33 protein-coding genes and 1 pseudogene are annotated in these 17,313 nt (G+C 55.7%); 25 read left to right on the top strand and 9 right to left on the bottom strand.

The window, feature by feature from the left end:
• Window positions 1-3: 3 nt before the first annotated feature.
• A complete protein-coding gene (locus tag R2A130_RS13280; RefSeq protein ID WP_009465024.1) occupies window positions 4-540 on the bottom strand; it encodes a hypothetical protein in 537 nt (178 codons plus the stop codon).
• 78 nt (window positions 541-618) lie between these two features.
• The gene (locus R2A130_RS13285) at window positions 619-930 is read right to left on the bottom strand and encodes a hypothetical protein (protein ID WP_009465025.1); all 312 of its coding nucleotides are present in this window, start codon (window positions 928-930) and stop codon (window positions 619-621) included.
• A gap of 374 nt (window positions 931-1,304) precedes the next feature.
• Here R2A130_RS13285 and R2A130_RS18525 point away from each other — a divergent pair, with 374 nt between their 5' ends.
• Window positions 1,305-1,511 carry a hypothetical protein gene (locus R2A130_RS18525; protein WP_009465026.1) on the top strand — a complete coding sequence of 69 codons (207 nt, stop codon included), beginning with the start codon at window positions 1,305-1,307 and terminating at the stop codon, window positions 1,509-1,511.
• Between the two features lie 89 nt (window positions 1,512-1,600).
• On the opposite strand, the gene R2A130_RS13295 is transcribed toward R2A130_RS18525, so the two are convergent.
• From R2A130_RS13295 to R2A130_RS13315, 5 genes are read right to left on the bottom strand one after another with little or no spacing between them, the layout of a single operon-like run.
• Window positions 1,601-1,822, bottom strand: a complete 222-nt coding sequence (locus R2A130_RS13295; RefSeq protein WP_009465028.1) for a hypothetical protein — start codon at window positions 1,820-1,822, stop codon at window positions 1,601-1,603.
• Window positions 1,822-2,016, bottom strand: a complete 195-nt coding sequence (locus tag R2A130_RS13300; protein ID WP_040306040.1) for a hypothetical protein — start codon at window positions 2,014-2,016, stop codon at window positions 1,822-1,824. Before R2A130_RS13300 ends, R2A130_RS13295 begins: the two co-directional genes overlap by 1 nt.
• Window positions 2,013-2,417 carry a hypothetical protein gene (locus R2A130_RS13305; RefSeq protein WP_009465030.1) on the bottom strand — a complete coding sequence of 135 codons (405 nt, stop codon included), beginning with the start codon at window positions 2,415-2,417 and terminating at the stop codon, window positions 2,013-2,015. The genes R2A130_RS13300 and R2A130_RS13305 overlap by 4 nt, the downstream gene beginning before the upstream one ends.
• 1 nt (window position 2,418) lies before the next feature.
• Complete coding sequence (locus R2A130_RS13310; RefSeq protein ID WP_009465031.1) at window positions 2,419-2,658, bottom strand: hypothetical protein; 240 nt, start codon at window positions 2,656-2,658, stop codon at window positions 2,419-2,421.
• Entirely contained in the window at window positions 2,655-2,888 is a 234-nt protein-coding gene (locus R2A130_RS13315) for a hypothetical protein (RefSeq protein WP_009465032.1), read from the bottom strand. The genes R2A130_RS13310 and R2A130_RS13315 overlap by 4 nt, the downstream gene beginning before the upstream one ends.
• Between R2A130_RS13315 and R2A130_RS13320 the strand changes: the two genes are divergently transcribed.
• Entirely contained in the window at window positions 2,850-3,572 is a 723-nt protein-coding gene (locus tag R2A130_RS13320; protein WP_211098053.1) for a S24 family peptidase, read from the top strand. The genes R2A130_RS13315 and R2A130_RS13320 overlap by 39 nt on opposite strands.
• A gap of 2 nt (window positions 3,573-3,574) precedes the next feature.
• Here the strand turns inward: R2A130_RS13320 and R2A130_RS13325 are convergent, their stop codons facing one another.
• The gene (locus R2A130_RS13325; RefSeq protein ID WP_009465034.1) at window positions 3,575-4,402 is read right to left on the bottom strand and encodes a helix-turn-helix domain-containing protein; all 828 of its coding nucleotides are present in this window, start codon (window positions 4,400-4,402) and stop codon (window positions 3,575-3,577) included.
• Between the two features lie 312 nt (window positions 4,403-4,714).
• Between R2A130_RS13325 and R2A130_RS13330 the strand changes: the two genes are divergently transcribed.
• The 5 genes from R2A130_RS13330 to R2A130_RS13350 all read left to right on the top strand — a co-directional run bounded on the left by R2A130_RS13330 (window position 4,715) and on the right by R2A130_RS13350 (window position 6,477).
• Complete coding sequence (locus tag R2A130_RS13330) at window positions 4,715-5,002, top strand: hypothetical protein (RefSeq protein ID WP_009465035.1); 288 nt, start codon at window positions 4,715-4,717, stop codon at window positions 5,000-5,002.
• A complete protein-coding gene (locus R2A130_RS18715; RefSeq protein ID WP_050786161.1) occupies window positions 5,002-5,223 on the top strand; it encodes a hypothetical protein in 222 nt (73 codons plus the stop codon). The genes R2A130_RS13330 and R2A130_RS18715 overlap by 1 nt, the downstream gene beginning before the upstream one ends.
• Window positions 5,224-5,271: 48 nt before the next feature.
• Entirely contained in the window at window positions 5,272-5,490 is a 219-nt protein-coding gene (locus R2A130_RS18535; RefSeq protein WP_009465037.1) for a hypothetical protein, read from the top strand.
• A 109-nt stretch (window positions 5,491-5,599) separates the two neighbouring features.
• Window positions 5,600-5,911 (top strand): hypothetical protein, encoded by a 312-nt coding sequence (locus tag R2A130_RS13345; protein WP_009465038.1) that lies wholly within the window; start codon window positions 5,600-5,602, stop codon window positions 5,909-5,911.
• Window positions 5,911-6,477: a hypothetical protein gene (locus R2A130_RS13350; protein ID WP_009465039.1), complete on the top strand. Its 567-nt coding sequence runs from the start codon at window positions 5,911-5,913 to the stop codon at window positions 6,475-6,477. The genes R2A130_RS13345 and R2A130_RS13350 overlap by 1 nt, the downstream gene beginning before the upstream one ends.
• Before the next feature lie 14 nt (window positions 6,478-6,491).
• Here the strand turns inward: R2A130_RS13350 and R2A130_RS13355 are convergent, their stop codons facing one another.
• Window positions 6,492-6,701: a hypothetical protein gene (locus tag R2A130_RS13355; RefSeq protein WP_040306041.1), complete on the bottom strand. Its 210-nt coding sequence runs from the start codon at window positions 6,699-6,701 to the stop codon at window positions 6,492-6,494.
• Between the two features lie 29 nt (window positions 6,702-6,730).
• Between R2A130_RS13355 and R2A130_RS13360 the strand changes: the two genes are divergently transcribed.
• The 18 genes and pseudogenes from R2A130_RS13360 to R2A130_RS19100 all read left to right on the top strand — a co-directional run bounded on the left by R2A130_RS13360 (window position 6,731) and on the right by R2A130_RS19100 (window position 17,299).
• Window positions 6,731-7,111: a hypothetical protein gene (locus R2A130_RS13360; protein WP_040306042.1), complete on the top strand. Its 381-nt coding sequence runs from the start codon at window positions 6,731-6,733 to the stop codon at window positions 7,109-7,111.
• Window positions 7,112-7,211: 100 nt separating this feature from the next.
• Window positions 7,212-7,550, top strand: coding sequence for a hypothetical protein (locus tag R2A130_RS13365; RefSeq protein WP_009465042.1), 339 nt, complete (start codon window positions 7,212-7,214; stop codon window positions 7,548-7,550).
• Window positions 7,547-7,738, top strand: coding sequence for a hypothetical protein (locus tag R2A130_RS13370; protein ID WP_009465043.1), 192 nt, complete (start codon window positions 7,547-7,549; stop codon window positions 7,736-7,738). Before R2A130_RS13365 ends, R2A130_RS13370 begins: the two co-directional genes overlap by 4 nt.
• Window position 7,739: 1 nt before the next feature.
• Complete coding sequence (locus R2A130_RS13375; RefSeq protein WP_009465044.1) at window positions 7,740-8,687, top strand: PD-(D/E)XK nuclease-like domain-containing protein; 948 nt, start codon at window positions 7,740-7,742, stop codon at window positions 8,685-8,687.
• Between the two features lie 598 nt (window positions 8,688-9,285).
• A complete protein-coding gene (locus tag R2A130_RS17730) occupies window positions 9,286-10,335 on the top strand; it encodes a recombinase RecT (RefSeq protein WP_009465045.1) in 1,050 nt (349 codons plus the stop codon).
• Window positions 10,335-11,027 carry an exonuclease domain-containing protein gene (locus tag R2A130_RS13390; protein WP_009465046.1) on the top strand — a complete coding sequence of 231 codons (693 nt, stop codon included), beginning with the start codon at window positions 10,335-10,337 and terminating at the stop codon, window positions 11,025-11,027. Before R2A130_RS17730 ends, R2A130_RS13390 begins: the two co-directional genes overlap by 1 nt.
• Entirely contained in the window at window positions 11,027-11,239 is a 213-nt protein-coding gene (locus R2A130_RS13395; protein ID WP_009465047.1) for a hypothetical protein, read from the top strand. The genes R2A130_RS13390 and R2A130_RS13395 overlap by 1 nt, the downstream gene beginning before the upstream one ends.
• Window positions 11,240-11,545 carry a hypothetical protein gene (locus tag R2A130_RS13400; protein ID WP_009465048.1) on the top strand — a complete coding sequence of 102 codons (306 nt, stop codon included), beginning with the start codon at window positions 11,240-11,242 and terminating at the stop codon, window positions 11,543-11,545.
• A gap of 5 nt (window positions 11,546-11,550) precedes the next feature.
• Entirely contained in the window at window positions 11,551-11,973 is a 423-nt protein-coding gene (locus R2A130_RS13405) for a nuclease domain-containing protein (RefSeq protein ID WP_198008738.1), read from the top strand.
• Window positions 11,970-12,527, top strand: a complete 558-nt coding sequence (locus R2A130_RS13410) for a DUF1643 domain-containing protein (protein WP_009465050.1) — start codon at window positions 11,970-11,972, stop codon at window positions 12,525-12,527. The genes R2A130_RS13405 and R2A130_RS13410 overlap by 4 nt, the downstream gene beginning before the upstream one ends.
• Complete coding sequence (locus R2A130_RS13415; RefSeq protein ID WP_040306046.1) at window positions 12,524-13,258, top strand: hypothetical protein; 735 nt, start codon at window positions 12,524-12,526, stop codon at window positions 13,256-13,258. The genes R2A130_RS13410 and R2A130_RS13415 overlap by 4 nt, the downstream gene beginning before the upstream one ends.
• Window positions 13,259-14,056 (top strand): phosphoadenosine phosphosulfate reductase family protein, encoded by a 798-nt coding sequence (locus tag R2A130_RS13420; protein ID WP_009465051.1) that lies wholly within the window; start codon window positions 13,259-13,261, stop codon window positions 14,054-14,056. It begins immediately after the preceding gene.
• Window positions 14,056-14,526: a hypothetical protein gene (locus R2A130_RS13425; RefSeq protein WP_009465052.1), complete on the top strand. Its 471-nt coding sequence runs from the start codon at window positions 14,056-14,058 to the stop codon at window positions 14,524-14,526. The genes R2A130_RS13420 and R2A130_RS13425 overlap by 1 nt, the downstream gene beginning before the upstream one ends.
• Complete coding sequence (locus R2A130_RS13430) at window positions 14,523-14,792, top strand: hypothetical protein (RefSeq protein ID WP_009465053.1); 270 nt, start codon at window positions 14,523-14,525, stop codon at window positions 14,790-14,792. The genes R2A130_RS13425 and R2A130_RS13430 overlap by 4 nt, the downstream gene beginning before the upstream one ends.
• Window positions 14,789-15,262: a hypothetical protein gene (locus R2A130_RS13435; protein WP_009465054.1), complete on the top strand. Its 474-nt coding sequence runs from the start codon at window positions 14,789-14,791 to the stop codon at window positions 15,260-15,262. Before R2A130_RS13430 ends, R2A130_RS13435 begins: the two co-directional genes overlap by 4 nt.
• Window positions 15,263-15,835, top strand: coding sequence for a hypothetical protein (locus R2A130_RS13440; RefSeq protein ID WP_009465055.1), 573 nt, complete (start codon window positions 15,263-15,265; stop codon window positions 15,833-15,835).
• Between the two features lie 169 nt (window positions 15,836-16,004).
• A pseudogene (locus R2A130_RS19145) lies at window positions 16,005-16,178 on the top strand (helix-turn-helix domain-containing protein); the annotation flags it as partial.
• Window positions 16,179-16,195: 17 nt separating this feature from the next.
• Window positions 16,196-17,299, top strand: a complete 1,104-nt coding sequence (locus R2A130_RS19100) for a site-specific integrase (protein WP_009465058.1) — start codon at window positions 16,196-16,198, stop codon at window positions 17,297-17,299.
• Window positions 17,300-17,313: the final 14 nt, after the last annotated feature.

Raw genomic sequence — 17,313 nt, forward strand, 5'->3', positions numbered from 1 at the left:
CCCTCAGACGCTCAAAGGCGCGTCGAAGTCGCCCGTGTCGGATGGAATGATCTCGTTGTCGGCTTCCTGCGCCTCTGGCGATGCCGCCTCACGCTTCTTGAAAGCAGATGCACGAAGATCACGACCGGCCATCCAGCCAGTCAATTTTCGCTGTTCATCGGCACCGGGCGCATCTCTGCCGGCCAATGCGTCAGCAAAGCCCTCGTCATACTGGCGCTCTGCTGCATCCCGACGCTCTGCGAATAGATCGGCTTGGCCCTTCGGCAACACCGACATGCCCTGCAGGATGTTGACGCGGTTCTGCGTGCTGGCAACCTGAACGCTCTGATCTTCGGAGGTCAGCGTTTTGTAAGCGAAGTCCAACTGCTCCATCGTGAAGCCGTCTGCCTTGGCGATAGCGCGGTCTGATTTCCGCTCGTCTTTGATGACGTCCAATCGCTCTTGGAATTTCACCTCTTTGCGGGCGTAATCCATTAGAAGTGCGTGCTGCTCGTCTGGGCTCATTTCTAGGCTGTTGTGGCCTGATGTGGCTTCGGTCATCGTTTCGATCCTTCTGGGTTGATCCAATCTGAAAGGGCAATCAGCGCTTCACCGCACCAAAGGGGACCGAATGACGCCTTAACCAGCAGTGCTGCTGCCCATACTCGCAAGTCGTGTTTCAGCCCCGCGCCGGAGCGCTTGAATACGTCTGTCTGCTTCATCTCTGTCCCGTTCTCGCTGTTTGATCGCCGCCGCTCGCAGCGCGTCCATTTCCCATGCGTCGATGCGTCGAGCGCTACCTTTCCAGATGCACTCCGCTCTACCGACAGTGTTCAAACCAAGCTTGCGGGCGGCAACGAACCAACTGTTCACCGCCTTCCCGTGCTTGGTGACCGGAAACGCCTCACGAATGAGGCTCCGGCTTTCATCAATGTCTGCTGTTGCCGACATATTTCTCTCTCCTGCCTCTCCTGAATTGGTAGAGGTCTTGCTACGTTTGGTAGGCACATTGCCCTCCGTCTCTGGTTCAATCGGTCTTGCAACAGACCCAAACGAAACCTTGATGGAGTGACTGAAATGCCGACCCGAAAACTACCTCCCCCCAAGACACCAGCGACCGTTACTGACCTGACCGCTGATGCCGTGGGGAGGAAGGATGCGCGAAGACCAGAAGGCCTTCGACACGTCCGCCATGCTGCCGATGGGGTCGTGATCGACCTCCAGGCGGAGCGGCGGAAAATGAATGCGTTCCTGACCAGCGGTCGTCATGACCGTGGTAAGAAATGAGCCGGACTGGGCACGACCCAAACACGCTAGAAAGGTGCGTGAGCGGCGGGGATGTCGTCTGGTCCTTGAAGGCGCGGCACTACACGGTGAACTGGGTAGTCGTACTTGCCTCTGTGCGCCCGTCCGGCTCATCCAGCAGGATGAAAGACGCACTGCGGGGTAAACGCGAACACGACTGGCACTTACGCGAGGGTTGCCCCGCAATGCCGAACGCGAACGCCCTGCTGGAAACTGATGTTTCGTGATGGAAAGGGCAGTCATGATCGCAGCACCGTTGCTGAGAGCAGAACGGCAATCACGAGAATGAAAAACGCCCCGATAATTGGTTCGCTCATCACGCAGCACCCCGCATTGGATACCGCAGCAGCCCAAACTTCCACGCCTGCGTAGTCAGATTGGCAAGACGAACATGATCGGAAAACGAAGGGCTAGTGATGTTCAAAGCCCAGAACAATGCGGGCTTCGTCACAACGCCAGTGCTGTCAGCAATCTCGTTGTAGACCTTGGCGAATGCTTTGATCTTGGCCTCAGAAAGACCGTTCAGGAGGTTTTGCATCACGCATGCCCCCACTGTTCGGAAACCTGCCCGCCAAACTCACCGCAACATGCCCAAGACACCAACGAGCGGGCCTCTACAGCCTCACGCGCTTGCTCTTTCGTCAGACCAGCTTCCAGAACCAGACAAGCCGTCTCATCGACAACCATCCAGCTTCCGTCTGTGTCTATGCGGGCCGTGATGATCTGGGTCATGCCGAACCTGCAACTGGACCGGTCGTCCAGCTTGTGGTCGGCTCTTCACCCACGGAATCGAACCGCTCGGAAACCCAATGAACGACAATGGAAGCGACGACATCATCATCCCGATCATCCGATGGACGGCGGACAACTATGAACGAACCCATGCCCTGTTTGACGATGATATGCCGGACACCTTCGCCGACTGGCAGAAGCTTCTTGATGCAATGCTCAACAGCGCCCCTGTCGGAGCCAAGATTGAGTTCATTGACCTTGAACCGGAAGATGTCGCCGAATGGTGCAGACGAGAGCGCGGTAAAGTCACAACCGAAGATCGGGCTGTCTTTGCCGTCGAGTGGTGGAAAAGCCGCAACGGTCACTAAGGACGCTGGCTCGTGGGCCGTGATGATCTGCATGCTAGGACAAGCCCCCGTTCAACGGGTCAGCCATAGCCTTGCGGTTCATGCGCTCTGCTTCGGACCATGCTTGCGAGTTGGTCAGGCCATGACGATCACCGACAGACCACGAGCCGTCAGCGGCTTGCACTGGCGAAGCTTTGGCAAGATGGCCGAACTCTGCCTCACGACGCAGCTTGCGCTTCTGGCCTTCGGTCTGCGCGAGCTTCATCGCGTCTTTGACGGAACGGAAGCGCTTCATGCTGCAGCCTTTGATTTGGCTTTGCGAAGGCCGGTCAACCACTCAAAGGTTACACCCTCGATACCCTTCGCCTCGGCCACCTCGACCAGCTTCGGCCAGTGGTTCGGTGCTGCGGAGTTACGGACACGCATTGCGCGAGCCGTGACGTACGGAAGACCCATATCGTGCTGGAACTCCACGATGGTGTCCCATTGATCGATCAGGTCTCGAATGTTGGAAATATTGCTCATGACGGGAATTCGTACAGGCTGTACGACAACCTATCAACCCCAAATCGTACAAACGGCACGAAATTTATCGACTACACTGAAGCGATGGAACCTAAAGACCGATTACAGCGGGCTAGAATTGATGGCGGCTTCCCGAAAGCAGCCGATGCTGCGCGTGCTCACCGAACGATCAACCAGCACACACTAACCAGCAACGAGAATGGCAATCGAGAAATCTCTAAGAAGATGGCTGAGGTGTACGGCCAAGCCTTCGGAGTTTCCGCCGCCTGGATACTGTACGGGGACACCAAGAACTCGTTGCAAGGTGAGGTGCCCTTACGAGGGAAGGTTGGAGCCGGGTCCGAGGTATATGTCTTCGATGATGACCATCCCATGGACTACGTGGAAGCTCCTCCGCACGCGACGGCGAACACAAGCGCTCTCGAAGTGGACGGCGACAGCATGTTTCCCGTCTATGAAGATCGCGCGATAATCTATTACTCAGACAATGTGACCGACCCATCCGTAATGCTGAACAAGCGATGCGTGGTGAAGCTGGCGAACGGTCGCATTCTCGTAAAGAAACTCAGACGAGGCACGACAGACGAACTGTGGAACCTAGACAGCTTCAATCCCGCTTTTCCAACGATGGAAGATCAGATCGTGGAATGGGTTGCGAAAATTGATTGGGTTAAAGAGCGGTAGCTTCACTGCCGTCCGCGCAATTTGCTTGCAGCATCCATGATAAAAACGTCCACCTGATCAGCCGTCCAATTTTCAGCTTCGGCCATTTCGCATATCTGCTTGCAACGAGCCGCGAGCGGAAAAATCACAGTACCCCATTCCCTGAGAACCGTTTCAATACGGGCTTTGACGTGATGCGGGATGTTTACCCTAGTGCCACGAACAACGTCATCACCCTTATCAAGGCCTATTTGATACATAGAACCACTATCGTCATCCTCCGATGTTCCCTCCGATGTTCTACTCCGATGTTGTGGGGGGCATGGTTGTCCCCTCAGAGGGGACACTGGTGCCCCCCCTAGAGGGGACATTTCTGTCCACTTGGCATGTGACAGCTTAGCGGTTTTGAGCTTATCTGAGCGGCGTTCGACGGCATCACCGCGAGCTTTTTTTAAACGAGTTTTGAGTTTTTCGGACGCCTCACCAACAGGGATCATGCGAAGGCGGTAGACAGTCGCGTCACGACCGACACCCTTTGATACGATCTCAAGATACCCAACCTTCACTGCTGCTTGAATATGCCTGCGAACGGTCTTCACGCATGAAACGCCAAGACATGCCTGCAAAGTTGGCTGCGAAGGCCATGCCGTTTCAGAACCGGAGTTGACGTAGCGTAGGGCAATCAACGAGACGAGCGCCCTAGCACCAACCGGCAAGCGGTCATCGGTCAGGGCAATCTCTGCCACTTTGAACCGCCATGATGCGTCGTCGCCGGTTCGTTTCTCTCTGTATTGCTCTAGTGCCACGATGTTCGTGGCGGTGTCTTGCGTCTCAACTGGGTCGGTCATCATTGTCCTTGTCTGTTCAAGTGGCGCGATTGGTTGGCGCGGTTCATCACTTGGAAATTCAGACGAGGTGAGGTACAAATACGCTCACTGGACGCCGTGCAAAGCATTTCCAGATGAAGGCTTCATTCGAGGAATCGGGTGGAGCCTTCTCCGCTTCTAGGCTCGAAAATCCATCGCTTCAATCTTTTTCGTACAAATTGCACGAATTCCCTTGCGCCCTAATCGTACAGCCTGTACGACATCCCTCACCAGCCCACCGAAGACGCAGAGCAACCCGCTCTACAGATCGTGGGTCCAGCAAGAGGATTATCCCCAATGTCGAAAACGCCTGTCATCGTCTGCACCGCCCATCGTGGCGTCGTGTTTGGCGACACGAAGAACCCGAAGAAAAACCCGATCAAGCTCAAGAACGCTCGCATGTGCCTCTACTGGCCCTCCGAAATCGGCGGTGTGTTTGGCTTGGGTGATGTTGGCCCAAACGCCGATACCAAGATAAGCGCCACGCTTTCCAAGATCGAATTGCGCGATGTGACGGCTGTTTTTGCTGTGTCTTCCGAAGCTGTAAAAGCATGGAAGAAAGCGCCGGTTCAGGGTCGTTCGTAATGGCGGACCTTATCACAGGTGAAGCCGATAGCTGGATGAAATCCGGCAACGGGTACGGCAACGGCAACGGGTACGGCAACGGCAACGGCTCCGGGTACGGCTACGGCTACGGCTACGGCGACGGCTACGGCGACGGCTACGGCTACGGCTACGGCGACGGCTCCGGCTACGGCTACGGCTCCGGCTACGGCTACGGCTCCGGCGAAGACATCGCCGCCTAACCCCAACAACACCAGCCTACAGATCGTGGGCCAGAGAGGATGAGACAGATGACCGAGTGCCCTTACTGCGGATGTGACCCTTACGAATACGTCGATGTCGGCGTCGGCAGCGCCCCTGTTGCAGTCACTTGCTGCGAGTTGGGTATCGAAGTTTTCAGCCGAAATCCTTCTGATGAGGTCACGATTAGCCGAGGGCAGTTTGATGCTTTCACTAATGTTTTCGTCGCCCTTCGCACCTTGGGCATGACGCCTGAGATGCCCGCCTAACCCACCCTCACCCCCATCATCGGGCCAAGCAGGCCCAGCAGGGAGCCACGGCATTAGTCGGGCGATGAACTGCGGACCGATAACCGGATGCTTCAGGGAGATACCCGAAATGACCGAATGGAAATCGATAGAAACTGCGCCAACCGATGGCACAATCATTGAAGTCACCAATGGGGCCATGGGTGATGAAGATTACCGCATCGTTTCGTGGGGCGATTATCAAGCTGAAATTATGCCGGGTGAAGTCTCGTCCGGCAACGGCTGGAATATCGTCTCAGACCCTGAAGGCGACATGCTTCGTGGCGTTTTGGCAATCGCAGGAATGCCCTTTTCTGCCCCGTCGGGCTTGCCGGTTTACGCAACTAAATGGCGTCCGCACCAAAACCAGAAATCGCAGAGACTTGAAGCGGAGCAATCCTAATGACCGGCAACATCATTCAATTCGACGCCACCACAGGCGAAGCAATCCCCGCGATGAAGCATCCGGCTTTCATCCCAAGCCTAAATCCAGTTGCCCGCTACAACGCCATAGACGCCCTAGAAGGCGGTATTGGCTACGAGACGCAGTATCTTGCACAGCGCCTTGATACGCCGCTGGATGGAGCATTCTCGGCAATGTTCGATAAGCTGGAAGCGGCGACCGAGTTTGCCACCAAACAAGCGACGGACGGTGATAGGTTTCAGATTATCGCCATGCACGAAGACGGCACTTATGAGCGCGTCGGGTTCGATGCTGTTGCGCCGTTTCACTTCGGCATTCGCGGTTCTGTTGGCGATCAATACCGCGATGATGGCCGTTGGTTTACGAACGATCATGCCGTGATGGCGGCAGAACAAGCAGCGGATGAACGTTGCCCTTGGAGTGGTGGGCCGGTTGCGACTGTTCGTGAGGTTTCCCGCGCTACAGCCAAACGCAGATCACCTAACTTTGGTGACGCTGGCTCCGGTTCCGGTCGCCTTGAGCGTAGCTTGGGAGCGCGGTCATGAGCGATTGGCAATTCTTAGGCGGAGTAGAGCCTGCCGATGAAGAAACAGCGCTTCTTGTTTGCATGGTGGCGAACCAACAGAGGTTTGCGAACTTTCAGAGCATCATTGATGCGCGTCGGCACGAATGCCCAGAGTGCGGGTGCGGGGGCTTCAACTCCGGTATGGGTGCTGTGGTTTTCATTTGTGGTGGTGAGGCAATCGGCGATGATTTTTTCGGTTGCCAAAGCCCGCAAACCCTTGCCGAGGCCCAGTCATGACCCCTCTTATCACCCATGTGGGGCAGGTAATGGTGACGCGGCACGGCAAGCAAGCCATTGCAGTAGACGGCCCTGGTGAGAACGGAGTGTGGACGTTTTTCCACGTTTGGGAATACGAAACTAAAGACTGCCTCTCCGATGGAAGGTGCGCTGAAAGCAATATCTTCGACATCATCGGCCCATGGGTAGAGCCGGAGACGGTGGACCTGTGGGTGAACCTAGATGGCGATGGCGCTTCATCCAGCGAAAGCAGCCGTGATCGGGCAGAGGCAATTGCCGCCGACGACCGCACCCACCTCTACCACATCACCGGCCCTGCCGATGCACCTGACTTCAAGGTCGTATGGACTGCGGAAGGGGGTGAGCAGGATGGATAAGCCAGAGCACAGCGCAGACACGTTCGAGACGACGATAACATGGCGGCCAGCTAGTTCCGCTCCGAAGGGAGCACCTGTCTTGGTGCGAGGCGGCATAGCAATGAAACGAACGGGCGGCGAATGGTTCACCGGCATGGATGACGAGCCATTCACTCGCAAGATCGAATGGGAAGTGACCCATTGGGCCTGCATTCCGCAGAACTTCGATCCATCCGCCGTCAACACCCTTCCCAAGCTGGAAGCGGATAACGCGAGGCTGCGGGAAGCGCTGGAACCGTTCGCAGCTTTTGCCAGATTGAGTGGCGTTGCGCGGCTGCCTAATGACTTTCCGCTTACGTCCGGCAGCAGGATTGCAGTCAAACAACTGACGGTTGGCGACGTGCGGTATGCTCTCGCCGTCCTATCCGCCACCACCCCACCAGAGGAGACCAGCCCGTGAGCACTCCGATCACCATCACGCTTTCCGACCTTGAAGAACTCCCACCCGGCACCCGTGTGTCGTCTGTAGTTGAGGCCATGCGCAAGAAATCCATGACTGAAAGCCTTGGTGCTTACGCAGCCAAGCAACGGCACCAACTGCGTGTTGAGCACATGGCGCGGGCCGACAAGATTTTGATGAGAGGCTAATATGACCGTATTTGATCGCCCATGGGACGGGCTAAACATCACTGCCGGTGGCATGGTGCGAAACCTGCCGATGGCGCAATACCATTCCAATCCGTACCTGTTTGATGACGTATCGGTGTCCAAGTCTTCACTGGCGAATATCGTGCCGGAGAAGGGCAACCCGAAAGCGTTCTGGGCGCAGTGGCTTGCGAACCCAAACCGGATCGAAGGCAAGACATCTGACGCTCTGGACTTCGGAAAGAGTGTCCACACCGTAGTTCTGAATGACGGTGACTTCGGCTCTGAATATGCGGTCCGTCCTGATGAATGGGCTGACTGGAAGACGCAGGCATCGCGTGATTGGAGGGTCCAGCAGCAGAAGGCTAGTAAGACCGTTCTTGAGCCTAAGCAGATCCCGCAAATCATGCGGATGTATGACGATGCCAGAACGCATCCAGCCATTCAGCAAGGCATTCTAAACGGCAAGGTAGAGCGCACGGTGGTGTCCAAGGACGCTACAACAGGAATATGGCTCAAAAGCCGCCCAGACGTGATCTCTGAGGCCGTGCCGGGCATGTATGTGGATCTGAAAACGGTCGGCAAGATGGAGCAACGCTTCATCAGCAATTCGATTTGTGACTTCGGATACTACCTGCAAGCCGGACTGCTGAAACTGCAATGCGCCGCTCTCGATATCCCGTTTGAAAGCTTCACGTTTGTGTTCGTTTCGACCGGCGATGTTGCTGACACCCAAGTGGTCGATCTTACCGATGAAGACATCCTTCGCGGTGAGATGGTGGCCCGCGCCGCTCTCGACACAATTGCCCGCTGCCGAGACGCCATGGACTGGCCCGGTGCGGAGATTTCCTACGCCAATGATGGCCGAGTGAGCATGAATTTGTACTCGGCGCAGAGGCTCGACGCATGGGTTGAGACCAGCCGCAGCGACAACCTTAGCGAGGCAGCATGACATATTTTCCAACTGTAAATGCTTCCGATGGGTTGACCAGAAATCAGCGAGCGGCATTGCAGATTATACCGACATCATGGTCGCTTCCCACCCATCGTGGATTTCGAAATTTGACGGGTTTGAAGTTTACTAGCCTTGCCGTTTTGCGGTTTGCCTTTGAGAAGTCGGCATCAGGTGGTCGTCGCTTTTATTGGTCGTGCTTGTGCGATTGCGGGCAATGGGCGGTAGCGGAGACCTATGCGCTAACATCAGGGAAGACCCGATCGTGCGGCTGCCGACTTTCGAAAGTGACAGCGGCTCGCAATGTTAGTTCATCAACCCATGGCGAGTCCCGATATACGACCGAGTATCTAGCTTGGACCGCCATGAAGTCCCGATGTTCCCCAAAAAACAAACTGAAGCGCCACATCTATTTTGATCGTGGAATTTCAGTCTGCGACCGATGGGCGAACAGCTACCAAGCTTTCCTCCACGACATGGGAAGGCGTCCTCCAGGGAAATCTTCGATTGACAGGATCGATGGGACCAAGGGCTACAAGCCCGGCAATTGCCGATGGGCTGATATTTACGAGCAAAACCAAAACAGGGACTTTTCACGATGAACGCTATTGCACGACTTGAAAGCGGCATTGACCGCAGTATCTCCAACGAAATCGCCGTTGGATCATCAGGCCTCACGTTTCAAAACGCGGGCCAGATTATGGAATACGCGAAGATGATGGCCGTTTCGGGCTCCGCAGTTCCAAAGCATCTGCGCGGTAACGCAGGAGCGTGCCTCGGCATTGTAGACGACGCTCTACGCTTTCAGATGTCGCCTTACGCACTGGCCAGAAAAAGCTATTTCGTCAACGACAACCTTGGGTACGAAGCTCAGGTTTTGGCGGCGATTGTCATTTCTAGATCACCACTGCGAGAGCGTCCGAACGTCAACTTTGAAGGCGAAGGGCAAGATCGGGTCTGCATTGTCTCTGCAACATTTAACGATGGCGCAGAGCGAGAGGTTCGCTCCCCTGCTTTCAAGGCGATTACCCCAAAAAACAGCCCATTATGGAAATCGGACCCTGACCAGCAGCATTCCTACTATACGCTACGCGCTTTTGCGCGGCGGCATTGCCCAGATGTCTTGCTCGGCATGTACGACCCAGAAGAACTTTCATCGATGGCCGCCCGCGACGTCACCCCACCCCGCGCACCAACCGCCCAAGAGCGCCTAAAATCCATAGCCGCAGAGAAGCCCGCAGAACCCGTTCTGCACAATGAGGGGTTTGGCACCGGAAACATGCTGGAAGACGCCCCTGCGAGCGCTGTGTCCGAACCAGAGCAATCACAAGCCGACACTGGCGAGATAGTTGACCAGCAGGAGCAGGAGCCAGCCCCTGCCGTTGAAACTCGTATTGAGCCAGAGCGCACCACCCTCAACCAAGACGACAAGGACGTGCTTACCGATTTCATCATTCCGTTCTGGAAAGCCGAGAGTGAAGAAGCCCGCAAGATGGTTCGGATGAAGCACGATCCAATGATTGAAGCACGGGGCAAGCTGGCAACTACGGCAGCACGAAAGATGGTTGAGGCGGTGATTGCCGGAAAGCCTGCTGAGGCCGGTGAGGTTATCGGGCTGACGATGCAGGACATGGAGGAACTATCTTAGTGACTTATCCAACAACAATTCGCGTAATCGACACCGAAACAACGGGCTTTCTGCCAGACGCTTCCATGGTCGAAATTGCATGGACCGACTTGCTGGTTGGAGATGATGGTTTTGCCGAAATTGGAGAAACCATATCACACCTGTTGAAGCCCAAGCACCCAATCGGGCTTGAGGCAATGGCAGTTCACCACATCACCGAAGCCATGGTTGCTGATGCACCTATGCTGGGCCAGTTGGACCCGCAGCCATCGATTGGTTCGGACTATCTGGCCGCTCACAATGCTGACTTCGACAAAGGCTTTTACCCTGTTGATCGCGAGTGGATATGCACCCTCAAGTGCAGCCGTCGCCTTTGGGAAGACGCCCCATCGCACAAGAATGGTGTCTTGCGGTATTGGCTCAATCTCGATGCTGACATGGACTATGACCGCACCCTTCCCGCTCACCGTGCAGGGCCAGACAGCTACGTCACCGCCTATCTGCTGGAACGGATGCTGCGCGAAGTTTCGCTGGAACAACTGGTCCAGTGGAGCCGTGAGCCTAGCATGCTGCCCCGCGTAAATTTCGGGAAGCATCGCGGCATGAAGTTCGCAGACGTGCCGTCCGACTATCTCGAATGGCTGGTGAGCGACAAGTGCTCAATGGGCGCTGATGTGAAGGCAACGGCCCGCTTCCATTTGGGAGCGAAGTGATGCGCGTCCGAGCAATCATCATCCTGATATTCCCTTTCATCATGGCGTGGGCCTTCCTTCACCGCCTTTGGATCGAGGTGAAAGACATTCCGTTTTTCATCAAGTGCGACATGCGGATGGAGTGGAAAGGCTTTGTCCTATCATGGAAGGCCAAGTCATTCACAGACCCCGCCCGCACAGGGAATAACCATACAGATAGGGAGGCGGCTTAGATGAAAACGCCAACGATTGAAGACCTAAAGCGTATTGTCGTTCCCGCACCCAAGCCGATGAACTGGGTGGATTACTTCACCGACTGCATAAGCTGGAAGCGCAAGGTCAAGCCTTTGGGTAAGCCTTGTCACGATTGTGCTGTTGAATGTGGATTTTACGCCCCATACGCAGATGAACTCGCAAAGATGGAGCCGGATTTGATCGAGGCTTACCTCGACACTTGGTTCTGCCATGTCCATCCAGATCGCGGCTGCGCTGGCGCTCGCGAACGAGTTGCCAATCTGCTCTCAGAGGCCTCTGAATAATGGGCATGGTAATCCCAAAGCTGCGCGATGCTGCTCGTGGGCAGGTCTGCACACTGCGCCTGAACGTCTGCAATCACGATACTGGCACAACAGTGCTGGCTCACGCTCCATCGAATGTAAGCGGTATGGGCAACAAGAGCCACGACTTCTGGGGTGCTCACGCGTGTTCTGCCTGCCATGACGCGATCGATCACCACAACCTAGCACCCGACGAAGAGGCTGCTGTGTGGTTCCGCGCAATACCGGCGACGATGGAGAACCTGATCGCTCGCGGAATGATGGTCTTGCCACCTGAGAAACAGAACCGTCCCGCGCCAGAAAAGCGCTGCGCTGCCCCTCGCAAGCTCAAGAGCAGCATTCAATCCGCAGGCTTCCAGAAGGGTCATCGCCCGATGCAGAGCCGCAATACATTTGGAACAAAAAAATGACCGATATGATGATGAGCAAGGGCGCGATCTTCTCGCCGTGCGAAAAATACCGCTATCTGCTTTGGCGTATCTGGGACCAATCAAAACCGTTGTTGATGATGGTTATGATGAACCCATCAACTGCCGATGCAGAAGCCAATGACCCAACTGTCGAGCGTTGCCAGCGAAGAGCATCGCAGAACGGTTATGGCGGTCTCGTGGTTTTAAATTCCATGGCCTATCGGTCCACCGATCCGAGTGTTCTCGATGATATGCCATCCGGTGAGCGCTTTGGTCCTGACAATGCCGATTACCTGACACGCGCACTCGACCTTGCGGCAGCGGGTGCTGCTGATGTGGTTTGCGGCTGGGGAGAACCGGGCCATCGACTGGCACCTTACGCATGGTTTTCAACGCAAGCATCACGTCGGAAGGTGACACTCTGGTGCTTGGGCAAGAACCGCAGTGGAGCACCGAAACATCCGCTCTACGTGCCATATTCCAAGGCGCTTGAATGGCTGGCCGGGACGAACAAATGGGAAGCCGGTGAGCCCGTAGCGAGAGCAAAGACATGACCGACATATCAGAGGAACGCGCCGAAACTGTCGCAAAGGCGATCTGGGAGGCCACAACCGAAGGGCTTCCATGGAACGAGTTGAGCGATGTTGAGCGACAACGGTATCGCGACAGCGCTCGTGTGGTTCTCATGCCAGTGACCTCCCCTACACCTCAAGAAGAGATAGCAGCGCTGCGGGAAGCGCCAAGCTGCGATTGCATCAGCTACAACATGCAGGAGGCGGGAGAGACCGGAACGCCCGAAGTGGTGCTAGATCCCCGATTATATCTGCCTAACACCACTAAAACCGTTTGTGTTGATGCCTGCATTGCAGGTGTCATTGAAAGCCTATGGAAGGCTGGCATTGAAACGCGGTCTTCCTGCTGCGGTCATGTAGGGCGCTACCCAAACGGAGTTCATTACCAAGGGCCGATGGTGGCGATAGACGCCCCTGAAATGGTTCCTGCTGCGGCTACCATTCTTCGGGCAGACGGTCGTGATTGGCGAATATTCACAGACCCGAAATTTTCTAACCCATCCCCTGCTCTAGCCGATGACCGCAGGCGAGTGCGGGAGGAAGAGCGGGAACGCTGTGCGCTGATTGCGGATGAACGCGCAGACGGTAGTGAAAAAAGGGCCAGAAAGTATCGGAGCGGGTCTGACCTTTGGGCAGAGTGCCACGCTTTCGCGAATGCTCACCGGAGCACCGCCGCCGCCATCCGCTCTCTTTCCGATCAGGAGGGCGAGTAGATGACCGACACCTTAGCAATCGCGCCTCGCTTTGTGATTTTTTCGAGTTACGGCAATGATAGCGTTGCGCTTATTCAGTGGGCGCACGAGCAAAACCTTGAGGATGTAGCGGTCGTTTTCACCGACACCGGATGGGCTGCGGACGGCTGGATGGGGCGAGTTGAAAAGGCCGAAGAGTGGGCAAAATCTTTGGGCTTCGTATGCCATCGAACGTCATCAATCGGCTTTCGCCAGTTAGCGCGTAAGAAGAAGGGGTTCCCCACACAACGTTATCAATGGTGTTCATACGTCTTGAAGATCGAACCAGGCCTTCGATGGCTTGAAGAAAATGACCCGAACACTCGTGCAGTGTGCCTAATCGGTGTTCGCCGCCAAGAAAGCCAAGCACGAGAATCTGCACCAGAATGGCTTCCTCGGAGCGAAAACCATGGTGGACGAGTCATGCTCTCCCCCTTCGCTGACTGGGTGGAAGAGGACCGCAACGTCCTTATTAAGCACGCAGGATTTGAGGTGCTGCCTCATAGATCGCGAGAGTGTCGCTGCATCAACGCTAACAAAAGCGATATGCGCGGGTTTTCGGAAAATGACTGGAAAGCGGTCGAGAAAATTGAAGAAGAGATTGGTCGCCCAATGTACCGACCGCACCGACACTTAGGTGCGAAGGGCGCAAAAGAAATGCGGAAGTGGGCCAACAGCTCTCGCGGTAAATACGTGGCACCCAATCCAAGCGACGCCGAAGCGCCAGACGATTTTCCTGATGAGGATTTGTTTGGCTGCAAACCAGGGTGGTGCGAATAATGACCGACACCCCAGAAGATCGCGAGACAGCCCGCATAGAGGCGGCGGCGAAGGCTTTCTTTTTCGAGAACCTTCACGCGGACGACGAAGAAACATTTGGCGTCGGCAAGACCTCTGATTGGTGCCGAGAAGTTGCGCGAACCATCCTCACCGCTGCTGACGCTGTTGATGACCGTATAGCAGCCGCAGAACGGCGTGGGGCGGATTGGATGACGCCTGCCGAGTATCTTTCAACTTATGGTCTTGGATGCCATCGCGTCTTGGTGAAAGATGATCGCCTTTTTGATGCAGACTTCAACGGCGAAGCTATCGCAGAAGCTGTCTTGCAATGCGCCACAGCGCATGACGATGACCGCCCCATGGCAATCTATGCAAAATGGATTGATTACCAAGATTGCTTCGGCACTGGTGAGATAATCGCACCTGCATTGGTCCGCGCCATCCAACTCCCAGAGGAGCCGAGAAAATGAGTGCGAAGATGGATGAATGCAATCAAGCAAACGTTGACCCTGTGGTCGTTGCCCGCCTCGCCAAACGGGCAGAGCGGTTAGGTAAGGATATTCAGGCAGCAGGGCTGACTGCGTTTGGTGGTTCCGGTTCTCTGACATTGCGGGCTGTAGACCCTGACCATTCGCATCAACTTCTGATTGTAGCCAACGTTTATGGCCCCACGGTGTGGGACGGCGGAGATGGCGCACACCATACCGGCTGCAATGGTTTGGAGTATGGCGAATGACCTCCCCCAACCTCACCACCCTGCGCGACCTGAAGCGCCGCGTGGATGAAGCTACAGGGCCATGCAGGGAACTGGATGCGGCGATAGAAATCGCCTTGAACCCGCCCGCTGAAGGCGTTGTGGAGTCGCGGGAGCATAGAGATAAAAGGCGCGGACAACGGGGAGCCTACGAAGTTCGCATAGTATCGGAAGACACGGCACCGGAAGGTGTGTGGATGGAAATCTATGCAGAAGGCAACACGCACAGCGTGGACGCGGTTTCAGCGCTTTCTCTTTTAGTTGCTCCTGACTGGATATGGACGGTCCGCCGATCAAAGCATGGCGCAATCGTCAGTGGTGCACCAACTTCGTTCGGCGGCGGATTTTCTGGTCTTGTTAATTCGGGAGCGGTTTACCGCAACGAAGCTCTCGCAACGCTTTCATCTCTAGTTGCAGCCATGATCGCTATCGCACAGCAGGAGGACGCATAGATGACCCTCACCACAGAAGACTTAGACCGGCTGGAGAAGGTGGCGCGGGAAGCGCAGGCCACAGAGAACGCCTACGTAAGGATTGCAGCGCAAAGCGGGGATTACGACGAAAGCGCAACCGCTTGGACGAAGGCCAGAACCACGCTTGAAGAGGCCGTTGCATATCCACCGACTGCCCTCGCCCTCATATCCCAAGCACGAGAAGCCCCGACCCTACGGGAAGAGGTGGAGAGGCTGCGGGCGAAAGGTGATCGCGACGTACTCGAAGCATATGCAAAAGGCTTGCGGGATGCCCTGCCCGCCCGCGCATCTCGTCGTGTAGATAACGACAGCGACGGCAACCTTGATGATGTTGCGATTGGACCGGTCAAAATGTTCCGGCTTGAACGCATGGATCACGGCTCATGGTGGTTGGCACTATATCACGAAAATGGCGAGGAAGACGTGTTCTGGCTCACCACAAAGCGTAACGCCAAGATTACCGCAAACCACACGGAATGGCCTAGCGCCGCTCGCTTGGCGAGTGCTGGCCTTCATGGCGTGGCTTCTAGGGTGGAATGGAAGTCGGAATGAGCGGCGGTCTATATGAATTTGAGAAGCGCACGCTGGAATGCAAATCATGTAACAAAAGAGATGAACTCTATCGCGATGCGCATGGCATTTTCTGCAAACGCTGTGGCCCGAACGTGCCTGTTGTCTTCAGATCACTCTACCCATCGACCCAACCAAAGGCGGAGAGCGAATGACAAAAACCACCGAAGCGCTTCTACGCCCTTGCGAAGCCGCCAAAAATCTAGGCATTTCCGAACGCACCTTGCGCGACTTGCGTAAGGCAGGCGAGGTTCGGTTTATCAATGTCGGCTTGGGTAGCAACCGTATCAGTGCGCGATACCACCCCGACGATCTGCAAGAATTCAAAGCGAAGAGGTCGCAATGTCAGTCTATAAGCGCCCCGGCGAAACGACATACAGCTACCGCTTCCAATATCGAGGTCGTAGATTTTCAGGCCAAACCGACAAAGGTAACCGCCGCGAAGCAGAAGCCTATGAGGCAGACATCCGTCGCCAAGCTGAAACGTCCGTCCAGCCAATCGCGGCCCCACTGACTGTGACCACGGCAGCTTCACGATACTGGAATGAGCATGGGAAGCACCTGAAGATGGCGGGGGATCTGTTCCGTTATTTCGGCTGGCTTGAGCGTCACCTTGGCAAAGGCAAGCGTCTCGCTGCAATCACGGACTCCGAAGTCGCGCACCTGGTTGCGACACGGCGAGCTGATCGCGTGTCCAATGCTACCGTGAACCGAAGCGTCATCGAGCCATTGCGGATGATCTGCAAGCGAGCGGAATTGGTGTGGAAACTGCCTGCACCTGCAATCGATTGGAAGCGCCATCGGATGGCGGAAGCACAAGAGGTCGTGCGGGAAGCCAGCGTTGTTGAGGAAACAGCGCTATTCGCCACCATCCGACCCGATTACGCGCCCGTGCTGGCGTTCGCCTTGGTTTCCGGATGCCGTCTCTCCGAGATTGTCGAACTAACGTGGCCGCAAGTGGAATGGTTTGCCGACCAGATGAAGATCACCGGTAAGGGCGATAGAACGCGCACCATCCCGATCACCGCAGCTATGGGCGAGATATTGAAATCTGTTCACGGTCACGACCCGCTGCACGTCTTCACATACGAAGCCATGAAGACCCGCGACGGTAGAGTGAAGGGCGAACGCTACCCGATCACCAAAAGCGGATTGAAGACCACGTGGCGACGAATGCGTGCAGCTTCCGGCGTGAAGGGCTTGCGGTTCCACGATCTGCGCCACACCGCTGCGACACGCTTATTGCGATCAACAGGCAATTTAAGGCTTGCTCAAATGCTGCTTGGACACTCCGACATCTCGACCACACAGCGTTACGCGCATGTGCAGATGGATGATTTACGGGCTGGAATGGAACGTGCGGCGACGAGAAGTGGCACGGAAAGTGGCGCAGAAGCCAAAACAGCGCGTGACGCCCGAAAGGCGAAAGGCTATAATGATGAATGATTTTAATGGGTTGC

Source organism: Ahrensia sp. R2A130 (assembly GCF_000179775.1).
Lineage (GTDB): Bacteria > Pseudomonadota > Alphaproteobacteria > Rhizobiales > Rhizobiaceae > Pseudahrensia.

Excerpts from the sequence above, each read along its gene's own strand:
- R2A130_RS13345 (WP_009465038.1), top strand. The coding sequence starts at position 5,600 with ATGACCGAATGGAAATCGATAGAAACTGCGCCAACCGATGGCACAATC.
- R2A130_RS13410 (WP_009465050.1), top strand. The coding sequence starts at position 11,970 with ATGACCGATATGATGATGAGCAAGGGCGCGATCTTCTCGCCGTGCGAA.
- R2A130_RS13280 (WP_009465024.1), bottom strand. The coding sequence starts at position 540 with ATGACCGAAGCCACATCAGGCCACAACAGCCTAGAAATGAGCCCAGAC.
- R2A130_RS13285 (WP_009465025.1), bottom strand. The coding sequence starts at position 930 with ATGTCGGCAACAGCAGACATTGATGAAAGCCGGAGCCTCATTCGTGAG.
- R2A130_RS13310 (WP_009465031.1), bottom strand. The coding sequence starts at position 2,658 with ATGAAGCGCTTCCGTTCCGTCAAAGACGCGATGAAGCTCGCGCAGACC.
- R2A130_RS13415 (WP_040306046.1), top strand. The coding sequence starts at position 12,524 with ATGACCGACATATCAGAGGAACGCGCCGAAACTGTCGCAAAGGCGATC.
- R2A130_RS13405 (WP_198008738.1), top strand. The coding sequence starts at position 11,551 with ATGGTAATCCCAAAGCTGCGCGATGCTGCTCGTGGGCAGGTCTGCACA.
- R2A130_RS13400 (WP_009465048.1), top strand. The coding sequence starts at position 11,240 with ATGAAAACGCCAACGATTGAAGACCTAAAGCGTATTGTCGTTCCCGCA.
- R2A130_RS13395 (WP_009465047.1), top strand. The coding sequence starts at position 11,027 with ATGCGCGTCCGAGCAATCATCATCCTGATATTCCCTTTCATCATGGCG.
- R2A130_RS13330 (WP_009465035.1), top strand. The coding sequence starts at position 4,715 with ATGTCGAAAACGCCTGTCATCGTCTGCACCGCCCATCGTGGCGTCGTG.
- R2A130_RS13350 (WP_009465039.1), top strand. The coding sequence starts at position 5,911 with ATGACCGGCAACATCATTCAATTCGACGCCACCACAGGCGAAGCAATC.
- R2A130_RS13325 (WP_009465034.1), bottom strand. The coding sequence starts at position 4,402 with ATGATGACCGACCCAGTTGAGACGCAAGACACCGCCACGAACATCGTG.
- R2A130_RS13365 (WP_009465042.1), top strand. The coding sequence starts at position 7,212 with ATGAAACGAACGGGCGGCGAATGGTTCACCGGCATGGATGACGAGCCA.
- R2A130_RS19100 (WP_009465058.1), top strand. The coding sequence starts at position 16,196 with ATGTCAGTCTATAAGCGCCCCGGCGAAACGACATACAGCTACCGCTTC.
- R2A130_RS13375 (WP_009465044.1), top strand. The coding sequence starts at position 7,740 with ATGACCGTATTTGATCGCCCATGGGACGGGCTAAACATCACTGCCGGT.
- R2A130_RS13440 (WP_009465055.1), top strand. The coding sequence starts at position 15,263 with ATGACCCTCACCACAGAAGACTTAGACCGGCTGGAGAAGGTGGCGCGG.
- R2A130_RS13360 (WP_040306042.1), top strand. The coding sequence starts at position 6,731 with ATGACCCCTCTTATCACCCATGTGGGGCAGGTAATGGTGACGCGGCAC.
- R2A130_RS13315 (WP_009465032.1), bottom strand. The coding sequence starts at position 2,888 with ATGAGCAATATTTCCAACATTCGAGACCTGATCGATCAATGGGACACC.
- R2A130_RS13305 (WP_009465030.1), bottom strand. The coding sequence starts at position 2,417 with ATGCAGATCATCACGGCCCACGAGCCAGCGTCCTTAGTGACCGTTGCG.
- R2A130_RS13300 (WP_040306040.1), bottom strand. The coding sequence starts at position 2,016 with ATGACCCAGATCATCACGGCCCGCATAGACACAGACGGAAGCTGGATG.
- R2A130_RS17730 (WP_009465045.1), top strand. The coding sequence starts at position 9,286 with ATGAACGCTATTGCACGACTTGAAAGCGGCATTGACCGCAGTATCTCC.
- R2A130_RS13295 (WP_009465028.1), bottom strand. The coding sequence starts at position 1,822 with ATGCAAAACCTCCTGAACGGTCTTTCTGAGGCCAAGATCAAAGCATTC.
- R2A130_RS18715 (WP_050786161.1), top strand. The coding sequence starts at position 5,002 with ATGGCGGACCTTATCACAGGTGAAGCCGATAGCTGGATGAAATCCGGC.
- R2A130_RS13435 (WP_009465054.1), top strand. The coding sequence starts at position 14,789 with ATGACCTCCCCCAACCTCACCACCCTGCGCGACCTGAAGCGCCGCGTG.
- R2A130_RS18535 (WP_009465037.1), top strand. The coding sequence starts at position 5,272 with ATGACCGAGTGCCCTTACTGCGGATGTGACCCTTACGAATACGTCGAT.
- R2A130_RS13430 (WP_009465053.1), top strand. The coding sequence starts at position 14,523 with ATGAGTGCGAAGATGGATGAATGCAATCAAGCAAACGTTGACCCTGTG.
- R2A130_RS13420 (WP_009465051.1), top strand. The coding sequence starts at position 13,259 with ATGACCGACACCTTAGCAATCGCGCCTCGCTTTGTGATTTTTTCGAGT.
- R2A130_RS13425 (WP_009465052.1), top strand. The coding sequence starts at position 14,056 with ATGACCGACACCCCAGAAGATCGCGAGACAGCCCGCATAGAGGCGGCG.